Origin of the sequence: Xanthomonas sp. LMG 12460 (genome assembly GCF_009192895.1) — a bacterium.
GTDB classification, from domain to species: domain Bacteria; phylum Pseudomonadota; class Gammaproteobacteria; order Xanthomonadales; family Xanthomonadaceae; genus Xanthomonas_A; species Xanthomonas_A sontii.
The window spans coordinates 16441-27269 of record NZ_NKUH01000113.1 but is presented as its reverse complement, the minus strand read 5'-3'; the positions used below and the strand labels follow the sequence as shown (position 1 = coordinate 27269).

The following is a 10829-nucleotide window of genomic DNA, read 5'->3' as shown; positions in this document are numbered from 1 at the left end:
GCGGCTGGCGCAGGCGGGCAAGGCAACCCGGGGCCGGGCGGGGGCGGTTTGACAGCGGCCGCGGCAGTCCTTAACATTCTGCGGCTTATGTCCGCGAACGTGCCCGAACTGTTGGATGCCTGGCGGATGGTCGCAGCGCGCAGGGTCTTCGAAGACCGCCTGCCGCTCTCGGCGATGACCCGTCTGCAAGGCAGCCTGGCCGACACCGAAGGCGAATGCCGCTACACGCTGGAATTCGGCCGCGACGCTGTACTGCAAGTGTCCTATGTCGAACTGAAGATCGAAACCGAGCTGCCGCTGATCTGTCAGCGCAGCCTGCAGCGCTTCCTGCTGCCGGTGTCGAGCGTGCAGCGGCTGGGGCTGATCCGCAGCGAGGAAGAAGAAGCCGCGCTGCCGCCGGATCACGAGGCCTTGCTGGTGCCGGAAGACGGCATGCTGCGGCCGGCCGATCTGGTTGAGGACGAGCTGGTGCTGGCGGTGCCGTTGGTGCCGGTGGCGCCCGGAAGCGAGGCGGTCGATCGCGACTGGCCGGCGACCGAGGAAGAAACGAGCAAGGTCAACCCGTTCGCGGCGTTGGCGGCGCTGAAGAAACAGTAGCGGTCGGTCCGCCTGCCGCTGCCTGAGGTTGTTGCCGGACGCGCGCGTCCTGCGCGACGTAATGACGACAGATGTAAACGAACCGAGTTTGGAGCAATCCCATGGCTGTGCAGAAATCCCGTGTCACCCCGTCCCGCCGCGGCCAGCGCCGTTCGCACGACGCCCTCAGCGCCAAGCAGCTGTCGACCGATCCGACCAGCGGCGAGATCCACCTGCGCCACCACGTCACCGCCGACGGTTACTACCGTGGCAAGAAGGTGATCGCCACCAAGACCGCGCAGGTCGAAGAAGATTGATCCGTGCCCGTCCACCGCGCTGCGGTGGATGGAGTCACCCATCTTCACAGGCCGCGCCGCACCGGGGCGGCCTGCGTAACAGGCAACAGGAACCAGCATGAGCAAGCGGATCTATTCCAGGATCGCGGGCACCGGCAGCTATTTGCCTGAAAAAGTGTTGACCAACGACGATCTGTCGCACATGGTCGACACCAGCGACGAATGGATCCGCAGCCGTACCGGCATCCGCGAGCGGCACATCGCCGCCCCCGGCCAGACCGCCGGCGACCTGGGCTACGAGGCCGCGCTGAAGGCGATCGAAGCCGCCGGCATCGATGCCGCCGAACTCGACATGATCGTGGTCGGCACCACCACGCCGGACCTGATCTTCCCGTCCACCGCCTGCCTGATCCAGGCCCGCCTCGGCGTGGTCGGTTGCCCGGCGCTGGACGTCAACGCCGCCTGTTCCGGCTTCGTCTACGCGCTCAGCGTGGCCGACAAGTTCATCCGCAGCGGCGACGCCAAGACCGTGCTGGTCATCGGCACCGAAACCCTCAGCCGCATCGTCGATTGGACCGAGCGCACCACCTGCGTGCTGTTCGGCGACGGTGCCGGCGCGGTGGTCCTGCGCGCCGACGAAGACACGGGCATCCTCAGCACCCATCTGCACGCCGACGGCAGCAAGAAGGAACTGCTGTGGAATCCGGTCGGCATCGCCACCGGGCTGGGCGACGGCACCGGCGATCCGGCCGCCGGCGGCATCCAGATGAAGGGCAGCGAGGTGTTCAAGTACGCGGTCAAGGCGCTGGACGCCGTGGTCGACGAGACCCTCGAGGCCAACGGCCTGGACAAGCACGACCTGGACTGGCTGATCCCGCACCAGGCCAACCTGCGCATCATCGAAGCCACCGCCAAGCGCCTGGAGCTGCCGATGGAGCAGGTGGTGGTGACGGTGGACATCCACGGCAACACCTCGTCCGCCTCGGTGCCGATGGCGCTGGACGTGGCGGTGCGTTCGGGCCGCGTGCAGCGCGGCCAGTTGCTGCTGCTGGAAGCCTTCGGCGGCGGCTTCACCTGGGGCTCGGCGCTGCTGCGCTACTGAGCCTGTTTCCGCGCACGGCGCCGTTGGCGGCGTCGTGGCGCGCGATCGCGATCCGATGCCGGGTGCCGTGCGTCGTCGCCACGACGCGCGGCAATGCGCTCGCCGAACCCAATTCTCATGACGCCAGCGCGTCCGGCGCGTGCATCGCGGTGCGTGGTCGCGCGCGGCTTGTGCAGCGATGCGTCCGCGCCTGCCTTCCTTTCGCGACATCACGTCGTACGCGAAAAGCGCGATTCGCCCAGCGTGGGCGCCTGTGGGTGCGCGCTTTTGGCGTTGTCGCCTGGGCGTCCAGCCGCGCCCATCGGCCATGCCCCTCGTTACGCCTCTCCGCGGTGACGCGCTGCCAGCACCTTGCCCAACAGGCGCAATCGCAACGCCTTGCGCTGGCGTGCGTCCCGCGCTTCACGTGTGCTGTCGGCCTGACACCGGGCGCCGCCGAGCGAGGCGCGAACGGCGGCATGCGATGGGCCAGCCGCCATTTCACATACGCCCGGGTACAGACGCCCGGCCGGTTTCGCCCGTATCATCGCCGCTCGATTTTCGCAGGGCCGACCGCGTGACCGATTCCACACTCGCCTTCGTCTTCCCCGGCCAGGGTTCGCAATCGCTGGGCATGCTGGCCGAACTGGCCGAATTGCATCCGCAGCTGCGCGACAGCTTCGCCGAAGCCTCCGAGGGCGCCGGCGTGGACCTGTGGGCGCTGAGCCAGGGCGGCCCGGAAGAGATGCTCAACCGCACCGAGTACACCCAGCCGGCGCTGCTGGCCGCCAGTGTGGCGCTGTGGCGGCTGTGGCTGGCCGAAGGCGGGGCGCGTCCGGCGCAGCTGGCCGGGCACAGCCTGGGCGAATACAGCGCGCTGGTCGCCGCCGGCGCCCTGTCGCTGCACGACGGCGCGCACCTGGTGCGGCTGCGCGGGCAACTGATGCAGGACGCTGCGCCGGCCGGCGTGGGCGCCATGGCCGCCGTGCTCGGCGCCGAGGACGCGCTGGTCGAAGAGGTCTGCGCGCAGGCCGCCGGCAGCCAGGTGGTGGTGCCGGCCAACTACAACTCGCCGGGGCAGGTGGTGATCGGCGGCGATGCCGCGGCGGTCGACCGCGCGCTGGCGCTGCTGGCCGAGCGCGGCGTGCGCAAGGCGGTGAAGCTGGCGGTCAGCGTGCCGTCGCACACCCCGCTGATGCGCGAGGCGGCCAACCGCCTGGCCGAGGCGATGCGCGGACTGGCCTGGCAGGCGCCGCAGCTGCCGGTGGTGCAGAACGCCGATGCGCAGGTGCACGAGGGCGTCGAGGCGATCCGCCAGGCGTTGGTCGAGCAGTTGTATCTGCCGGTGCGCTGGACCGGCTGCGTGCAGGCGCTGGCCGCCGGCGGCGCCACCCGCCTGGCCGAGTGCGGCCCGGGCAAGGTGCTGACCGGGCTGGTCAAGCGCATCGACAAGTCGCTCGACGGCCGCGCCCTGGGCACGCCCGCCGAGTTCGCCGGCGCGCGCGAGGCCTGGGCCTCCTGATCGCCGGTCGCAGCGCGGTGCGCCGTTCGCCCGCGCTGGTTTCCCTCCTTTCCCCCGGCGCCATGCGCCGTCCGTCTCCAAGGAAACGCAGATGAGCAAGCCATTGCAGGGCGAGATCGCGCTGGTCACCGGCGCCAGCCGCGGCATCGGTGCCGCCATCGCCGACGAACTGGCCGCGCAGGGCGCCACCGTCATCGGCACCGCCACCTCCGACGCCGGCGCGCAAGCGATCGGCGCGCGCCTGGCCGCCCACGGCGGCCACGGCCGTGCGCTGGACGTCACCGACGGCGCCGCGGTCGATGCGCTGATCGAGGCGATCGCCAAGGAATTCGGCCCGGTCTCGATCCTGGTCAACAACGCCGGCATCACCCGCGACAACTTGCTGATGCGGATGAAGGACGACGACTGGCAGGCGATCATCGACACCAACCTGACCAGCGTGTTCCGCACTTCCAAGGCGGTGCTGCGCGGCATGATGAAGGCGCGCAAGGGCCGCATCGTCAACATCGCTTCGGTGGTCGGCGTGACCGGCAATCCGGGCCAGGCCAACTACGCCGCGGCCAAGGCCGGCATCATCGCCTTCTCCAAGTCGATGGCCAAGGAAATCGGCTCGCGCGGCATCACCGTCAACGTGGTCGCGCCGGGCTTCATCGATACCGACATGACCAAGGCGCTGCCGGAAGCGCAGCGCACCGCGCTGCTGGAGCAGATCGCGCTCGGCCAGCTCGGCCAGCCGTCCGACATCGCCAACGCGGTGGCGTTCCTGGCCGGGCCCGGCGCCGGCTACATCACCGGCGAAACCCTGCACGTGAACGGCGGGATGTACATGCCGTGAGCCTGCGGCGCAGCGGACGCGCCTAAGTGGCTGATCGGCCGGCATTTGTGCAGTGCTGCAAGGGCCAGTCGGTTTCCACTACACTACCCAACGCGGCCATCGCAGCCCGATGGCGTTTTGTGAGTCCCTCACAGGAGCACCGCACATCCGTGTGCGGGGATCCTAAAACTCGAACCACCACTACTCCATCTGGAGCGATATCCCAATGAGCACCATCGAAGAACGCGTCAAGAAAATCGTCGTCGAACAGCTCGGCGTCAAGGAAGAAGAAGTCACCAACAACGCATCGTTCGTCGATGACCTGGGTGCCGACTCGCTGGACACCGTCGAGCTGGTGATGGCCCTGGAAGAAGAGTTCGAGTGCGAGATCCCGGACGAAGAAGCCGAGAAGATCACCTCGGTGCAGCAGGCCATCGACTACGTCAAGGCGCACGTCAAGAGCTGATGCTGCGTTCGCGATCGCCATCGGCGCCTGCGTGGGCCCGATGCGCGTGACAATCCCATGGGGCCGCGCATGCGGCCCTGTGTTTTTACAGCGTCAAGGCCGCGCGTATCGCGGTGAGGAGATTTCGCAATGAGCCGTCGTGTCGTCGTAACCGGCATGGGCCTGGTGTCGCCGTTGGGCAATGACCTGGCCAGCAGTTGGGAAGGGATCGTCAACGGACGCTCCGGCATCGGCCCGATCACCCAGATCGATGCGTCTCAGTTCACCACCAAGATCGCCGGCGAGATCAAGGATTTCGATCCGACCAAGTTCATCTCGTCCAAGGACGCGCGCAAGATGGACTCGTTCATCCATTACGGCGTCGGTGCCTCGTTCATGGCGCTGGACGATTCCGGCCTGGAGATCACCGAGGCCAATGCCGAGCGCATCGGCGCGATCCTCGGCTCCGGCATCGGCGGCCTGCTCGGCATCGAGGAGCAGACCATCAAATTCCACGAGGGCGGCGCGCGCAAGATCTCGCCGTTCTACGTGCCCAGCACCATCATCAACATGCTGCCGGGCCAGGTGAGCCTGATCAAAGGGTTGAAGGGGCCGACCTTCTCCGCGGTCTCGGCCTGCGCCACCTCCAACCATTCCATCGGCACCGCGATGCGCATGATCCAGCACGGCGACGCCGACGTGATGCTGGCCGGCGGCGCCGAGCGCGGCTCCTCGCCGACCTCGGTGGGCGGCTTCTGCTCGATGAAGGCGATGTCCACCCGCAACGACGATCCCGCCGCCGCCTCGCGCCCGTGGGACAAGGAGCGCGACGGCTTCGTGCTCGGCGACGGCGCCGGCGTGCTGGTGCTGGAAGAGTACGAACACGCCAAGGCGCGCGGCGCGCGCATCTACGCCGAGCTGGTCGGTTTCGGCGCCAGCTCCGACGCCTTCCACATGACCGCCCCGAGCGAGGACGGCGAAGGCGCCGCGCGCAGCATGGTGGCGGCGATGAAGGACGCCAAGCTCAATCCGGACCAGATCCACTACCTCAACGCGCACGGCACCTCCACGCCGCTGGGCGACCTGGCCGAGACCCTGGCGATGAAGCGTGCGCTGGGCGATCACGCCTACAAGACCATGGTCAGCTCCACCAAGTCGATGACCGGCCACCTGCTCGGCGCCGCCGGCGGTGCCGAAGCGATCTTCTCGGTGATGGCGATCCATGCCGGCATCATCCCGCCGACCATCAACCTGCACGAGCCGGGCGAAGGCTGCGATCTGGACTACGTGCCGAACGTGGCGCGCGAGAAGCAGATCGACGTGGCGATGTCCAATGGGTTCGGCTTCGGTGGGACCAACGGGACGTTGGTGTTCAAGCGGGTCTGAGGGCCGGGATTCGGGAATAGGGAATAGGGAATCGGGAATCGTCACAGCCGGCGCCTCACTCCCGTCGCGCGCGTCCATCTATCGAGTGGCGCGCGTGAGGTCCGCGCGCGTTGCTGCGGTCTCGCTTGGAGCTTGTCTGGCGACGCCTCCCGTTCCCTGACGTTTCTTTCATTCTTCCAGCGGATCTTCGATGCTGCGTACCGTTCCCTTGCCGGCCGAGGTCGATCTGCTGGCGCTGCATCGCCTGGCGCCGCAGCGGTATCCGGTGTTGCTGGAATCGGCGGCGTCGGGCACGGCGCAGGGGCGCTGGGATCTGTTGCTGGTCGCCGACGGGCGGGGCCTGCGGCTGGAGCGCGACGGGGTCACCCGCACGCTCGATGGCGCCGCGGTCGCCGGGGATTTCCTGAGCGCACTGGATATGCACTGGCAGGCCGAGCGCTGCGAACGCGACGAGCCGCGCTGGCCGTTCCGTGGCGGCTGGGCGCTGCTGCTGGACTACGAACTGGCCGCGCAGGTGGAGCCGGTGCTGCAGTTGCCGCCCTCCAGCGCAGCCACGCCCGCGGCGCTGGCCTTGCGTTGCCCCGCCGCGCTGCTGCGCGATCACGTCACCGGCGACTGCGTCGCGCTGGCCGAGCCCGCGCATGCGGCGCTGCTGGAGACCGTGCTCGCCGATCTGCAGGCGCTGCCCGCGGCGGCGCCGGCGCCCGCCTGGCAGGCGCCGCTGGCGATCGAGGAAGACCCGCCGCAGCGCTTCGTCGACGGCGTGCGCCGCATCCTCGACTACCTGCGTGCCGGCGACGTGTTCCAGGTCAACCTGTCGCGGCGCTGGTCGGCGCGCTTCGCCGCGCCGCTGGCGCCGGCGGCGCTGTACGCGCAACTGCGCCGCGCCAATCCGGCACCGTTCGCCGGCCTGTTCGTCGGACACGGCCGCGCCGTGGTCAGTTCCTCGCCGGAACGGCTGGTGTCGGTGCGCGGCGACGTGGTCGAGACCCGGCCGATCGCCGGCACCCGCGCACGCGCGCCGGGCGACGACGAGGCCGCGCGCATCCGCGAACTGGTCGGGCATCCCAAGGAGCGCGCCGAGCACGTGATGCTGATCGACCTGGAGCGCAACGACCTGGGGCGGATCTGCGCGCCGGGCAGCGTCGAGGTCGACGAGCTGATGACCGTGGAGAGCTACGCCCACGTGCACCACATCGTCAGCAACGTGCGCGGCCGGCTGCGTGCGGGCACCACCCCCGGCGAGACGATCCGCGCCACCTTCCCGGGTGGCACCATCACCGGCTGCCCCAAGGTGCGCTGCATGCAGATCATCGCCGAGCTGGAGCAGACCGCGCGCGGCGCCTACACCGGCGCGTTCGGCTGGCTCAACCGCGACGGCGACATGGACCTGAACATCCTCATCCGCACAGCCGAGGTGGACGGCGCGCAGGTGCAGTTCCGTACCGGCGCCGGCATCGTGTTCGATTCCGACCCGGAGCGCGAACTCGACGAGACCCGGGCCAAGGCGCGCGGCCTGCTGCGTGCGCTGGAGCCATGAGCGGGGCCGCGCGATACCGGGCCATGCCGGCCGCGCGGTATCCTGCACGCCATTGAATTCGCTCCGAGGTGGTCGTGGCTTGGGCTAAACGCGGGTGTCTGACCCTGCTGGGGACATTGCTGGTGCTGGCGCTGCTGGTGGCCGCGGCCGGCGCCTGGTGGTGGCACAGCTATCGCGCCTTCGCCGAGCAACCGCTGCAGGCGTCCCAGCCCAGCGTGGACGTGGCGCGCGGCGCCTCGCTCAACGGCGTGCTGCGCAAGCTGCGCGCCGCCGGCGTGACCCAGGGCAGCGACCTGCAATGGCAGGTGCTGGCGCGCGAACTGGGCGTGGCCGGCAAGCTCAAGTTCGGCGAATACGCGTTGCAGCCAGCGCTGAGCCCGCGCGAGCTGCTGCTGCGCATGCGCAAGGGCCAGGTGATCCAGTACCGCTTCACCATCGTCGAAGGCTGGAACGTGCGCCAGCTGCGCAGCGCCTTGAACGCGGCCACGCCGCTGGTGCACACCACCGCCGACCTCAGCGACAGCGAACTGATGGCCAAGCTCGGCCAGCCCGGCCAGCACCCGGAAGGCCGCTTCCTGCCCGAGACCTACCTCTACCAGCGCGGCGACACCGATCTGCAGCTGCTGCGTCGCGCGCATGCGGCGATGGACAAGGCCCTGGCCGAGGCCTGGGGCGCGCGCGCCAAGGACCTGTCGCTGCAGTCGCCGGAGCAGGCGCTGATCCTGGCCTCGATCGTGGAAAAGGAGACTGGCCTGGCCGCCGAGCGTCCGCAGATCGCCGGCGTGTTCGTGCGCCGCCTGCAGCTGGGCATGAAACTGCAGACCGACCCGACCGTGATCTACGGCATCGGCAGCGCCTACGACGGCAACATCCGCAAGCGCGATCTGGAGACCGATACGCCGTACAACACCTACACCCGCACCGGCCTGACCCCGACCCCGATCGCCATGCCCGGCCGCGACGCGCTGCGTGCCGCCACCAACCCGGCGCCGGGCGACAGCCTGTACTTCGTGGCCATCGGCGACGGCAGCGGCGCGCATGCGTTCTCCGCCAACTACGCCGAGCACAACGCGGCGGTGGCGCGCTACCTGCAGCGCCTGCGCCAGGCGCGCAGCGACGCGGCGGTATCGCCATGAGCGAGGCCGTGCTGCGTCACCATCGCTTCGTCAGCCTGGAAGGCGGCGAGGGCGCCGGCAAGACCACCGCGATCAACGCGATCCGCGATGCGTTGCAGGCGCAGGGCCACGAAGTGGTGCTGACCCGCGAACCGGGCGGCACGCCGCTGGCCGAGCGCATCCGTGCGCTGCTGCTGGACAAGGCCCCCGGCGAGGTCGCCGAGCCGCTGGCCGCCGAGACCGAACTGCTGCTGGTGTTCGCCGCGCGCGCGCAGCACGTGCGCGAGGTGATCCGGCCGGCGCTGCAGCGCGGCGCTTACGTGGTCAGCGACCGCTTCACCGATTCCAGCTACGCCTACCAGGGCGAAGGCCGCGGCCTGGACCGCGCCTGGATCGCCGACCTGGAACGGCGCGCGGTCGGCCTGCAGCCGGGCCTGACCCTGCTGCTGGACCTGGACGTGCAGATCGGCCGTGCCCGCACCAGCGGCCGCGATCTGTGGCCGGACCGGATCGAGAGCGAGCAGGACGATTTCTTCCAGCGCGTGCGTGCCGGCTTTCGCCAGCGCGCCGCGCAGGACCCGCAGCGCTTCCGCGTCATCGACGCCAGCCAGCCGCCGCAGGCGGTCGCCCAGGCGGTCGCCGCCGCATTGGCGGCGTGGGTGCAGCAGCAACAGGAGCCGACGCCATGAGCGACGTGCCGTTCGCGCCGTGGCAGCAGCGCGCCTACGACCAGACCGTGGCCGCGCTCGACGCCGGTCGCCTCGGCCACGGCCTGCTGATCTGTGGGCCGGAAGGCCTGGGCAAGCGTGCGGTGGCGCTGAAGCTGGCCGCGCACGTACTCGGCCAGGGCGAACCGGCCGCGAACCTGCGCAGCGCGCAGCTGATCGCCGCCGGCACCCATCCGGACCTGCAGCTGATCTCGTTCATCCCCAACCGCACCGGCGACAAGCTGCGCACCGAGATCGTCATCGAGCAGGTGCGCGAGATCTCGCAGAAGCTGGCGTTGACCCCGCAGTACGGCGTGGCCCAGGTGGTGGTGGTGGACCCGGCCGACGCGATCAACCGCGCCGCCTGCAATGCCCTGCTGAAGACGTTGGAAGAGCCGCAGCCCGGCCGCTATCTGTGGCTGATCAGCGCGCAGCCGGCGCGCCTGCCGGCGACCATCCGCAGCCGCTGCCAGCGGCTGGAATTCAAGCTGCCGCCGGCCGACGAAGCGATCGCCTGGTTGCTGGCCCAGGACTTTCCCGAGAAGACCGCACGCGAAGCGCTGGACGCCGCGCGCGGCCATCCCGGCCTGGCCGCGCAGTGGCTGCGCGAGGATGGATTGAAGTTGCGCCGGCAGGTGGCCGCGGACCTGGAACAGGTCGCCGCCGGCAAGCTCGGCGCGCTGGACGCCGCGCAGCGCTGGAGCGGGGACGCGCTGGCCGAACAGCGCCTGGGCCATGCCGCCGACCTGGCGTTGGCGCAGGCCTCGCAGGCTGGCTTGACCGACCCGGCGCGATTGCACAAGCTGGCCGCGTGGTTCGACGCCGCCAATCGCACCCGCGATCTGCTGCGGACCACCGTGCGCGCCGACCTGGCGATCGCGGAACTGTTGCTGGCCTGGCGCGATGGCGATCGCCAGGCCCGGAGAGGGGCACAACGATGAGCGCGATGAGTGGACGCCAGGGCATCCTGTCGCTGGCGGTGAAGGACAAGGCGGCGCTGTACAACGCCTACATGCCGTTCGTGAAGAACGGCGGCATCTTCGTGCCCACCCCCAAGCGCTACTTCCTCGGCGACGAGGTGTTCCTGCTGCTGACCCTGCCCGATTCCAGCGAGCGCCTGCCGGTGGCCGGCAAGGTGATCTGGGTGACCCCGGTCGGCGCCCAGGGCAACCGCGCCGCCGGCATCGGCGTGCAGCTGCCGGACAACAGCGAAGGCGAGACCATCCGCACCAAGATCGAGACCCAACTGGCCGGCATCCTCAACGCCGACAAGCCCACCCAGACCATGTAGCGGCCGCGCGGCGACGCCGCGCAACGGACCTCGCAAGGACCCATTGACGCCGCGCG

12 protein-coding genes are annotated in these 10829 nt (G+C 69.8%); all 12 read left to right on the top strand.

Annotated features, from left to right (window positions below):
- The first annotated feature begins 87 nt into the window (after nt 1–87).
- The 12 genes from CEK66_RS18825 to CEK66_RS18770 all read left to right on the top strand — a co-directional run bounded on the left by CEK66_RS18825 (nt 88) and on the right by CEK66_RS18770 (nt 10773).
- Complete coding sequence (locus tag CEK66_RS18825; RefSeq protein WP_010342480.1) at nt 88–597, top strand: YceD family protein; 510 nt, start codon at nt 88–90, stop codon at nt 595–597.
- A gap of 101 nt (nt 598–698) precedes the next feature.
- Nucleotides 699–893, top strand: coding sequence for a 50S ribosomal protein L32 (gene rpmF / locus CEK66_RS18820; RefSeq protein WP_010342479.1), 195 nt, complete (start codon nt 699–701; stop codon nt 891–893).
- Nucleotides 894–990: 97 nt separating this feature from the next.
- A complete protein-coding gene (locus CEK66_RS18815) occupies nt 991–1974 on the top strand; it encodes a beta-ketoacyl-ACP synthase III (RefSeq protein ID WP_010342478.1) in 984 nt (327 codons plus the stop codon).
- Nucleotides 1975–2530: 556 nt separating this feature from the next.
- Nucleotides 2531–3475, top strand: a complete 945-nt coding sequence (gene fabD, locus CEK66_RS18810) for an ACP S-malonyltransferase (RefSeq protein ID WP_043092930.1) — start codon at nt 2531–2533, stop codon at nt 3473–3475.
- Nucleotides 3476–3566: 91 nt separating this feature from the next.
- Entirely contained in the window at nt 3567–4310 is a 744-nt protein-coding gene (gene fabG, locus CEK66_RS18805) for a 3-oxoacyl-ACP reductase FabG (protein ID WP_010342476.1), read from the top strand.
- A 205-nt stretch (nt 4311–4515) separates the two neighbouring features.
- Nucleotides 4516–4755, top strand: coding sequence for an acyl carrier protein (gene acpP, locus CEK66_RS18800; RefSeq protein ID WP_010342475.1), 240 nt, complete (start codon nt 4516–4518; stop codon nt 4753–4755).
- A gap of 129 nt (nt 4756–4884) precedes the next feature.
- Nucleotides 4885–6120, top strand: coding sequence for a beta-ketoacyl-ACP synthase II (gene fabF, locus CEK66_RS18795; protein ID WP_026144355.1), 1236 nt, complete (start codon nt 4885–4887; stop codon nt 6118–6120).
- A gap of 190 nt (nt 6121–6310) precedes the next feature.
- A complete protein-coding gene (locus tag CEK66_RS18790) occupies nt 6311–7660 on the top strand; it encodes an aminodeoxychorismate synthase component I (RefSeq protein ID WP_152237918.1) in 1350 nt (449 codons plus the stop codon).
- A 74-nt stretch (nt 7661–7734) separates the two neighbouring features.
- Nucleotides 7735–8796 carry an endolytic transglycosylase MltG gene (mltG, locus tag CEK66_RS18785; RefSeq protein ID WP_152237917.1) on the top strand — a complete coding sequence of 354 codons (1062 nt, stop codon included), beginning with the start codon at nt 7735–7737 and terminating at the stop codon, nt 8794–8796.
- Nucleotides 8793–9464: a dTMP kinase gene (gene tmk, locus CEK66_RS18780; protein ID WP_152237916.1), complete on the top strand. Its 672-nt coding sequence runs from the start codon at nt 8793–8795 to the stop codon at nt 9462–9464. The genes mltG and tmk overlap by 4 nt, the downstream gene beginning before the upstream one ends.
- Entirely contained in the window at nt 9461–10423 is a 963-nt protein-coding gene (locus CEK66_RS18775) for a DNA polymerase III subunit delta' (RefSeq protein ID WP_152237915.1), read from the top strand. The genes tmk and CEK66_RS18775 overlap by 4 nt, the downstream gene beginning before the upstream one ends.
- Nucleotides 10420–10773 carry a PilZ domain-containing protein gene (locus CEK66_RS18770; protein ID WP_010342469.1) on the top strand — a complete coding sequence of 118 codons (354 nt, stop codon included), beginning with the start codon at nt 10420–10422 and terminating at the stop codon, nt 10771–10773. The genes CEK66_RS18775 and CEK66_RS18770 overlap by 4 nt, the downstream gene beginning before the upstream one ends.
- Nucleotides 10774–10829: the final 56 nt, after the last annotated feature.

Coding starts and splice junctions, on each gene's coding strand:
- CEK66_RS18825 (WP_010342480.1), top strand. CDS start 88: ATGTCCGCGAACGTGCCCGAACTGTTGGATGCCTGGCGGATGGTCGCA.
- rpmF (WP_010342479.1), top strand. CDS start 699: ATGGCTGTGCAGAAATCCCGTGTCACCCCGTCCCGCCGCGGCCAGCGC.
- CEK66_RS18815 (WP_010342478.1), top strand. CDS start 991: ATGAGCAAGCGGATCTATTCCAGGATCGCGGGCACCGGCAGCTATTTG.
- fabG (WP_010342476.1), top strand. CDS start 3,567: ATGAGCAAGCCATTGCAGGGCGAGATCGCGCTGGTCACCGGCGCCAGC.
- acpP (WP_010342475.1), top strand. CDS start 4,516: ATGAGCACCATCGAAGAACGCGTCAAGAAAATCGTCGTCGAACAGCTC.
- fabF (WP_026144355.1), top strand. CDS start 4,885: ATGAGCCGTCGTGTCGTCGTAACCGGCATGGGCCTGGTGTCGCCGTTG.
- CEK66_RS18790 (WP_152237918.1), top strand. CDS start 6,311: ATGCTGCGTACCGTTCCCTTGCCGGCCGAGGTCGATCTGCTGGCGCTG.
- tmk (WP_152237916.1), top strand. CDS start 8,793: ATGAGCGAGGCCGTGCTGCGTCACCATCGCTTCGTCAGCCTGGAAGGC.
- CEK66_RS18775 (WP_152237915.1), top strand. CDS start 9,461: ATGAGCGACGTGCCGTTCGCGCCGTGGCAGCAGCGCGCCTACGACCAG.
- CEK66_RS18770 (WP_010342469.1), top strand. CDS start 10,420: ATGAGCGCGATGAGTGGACGCCAGGGCATCCTGTCGCTGGCGGTGAAG.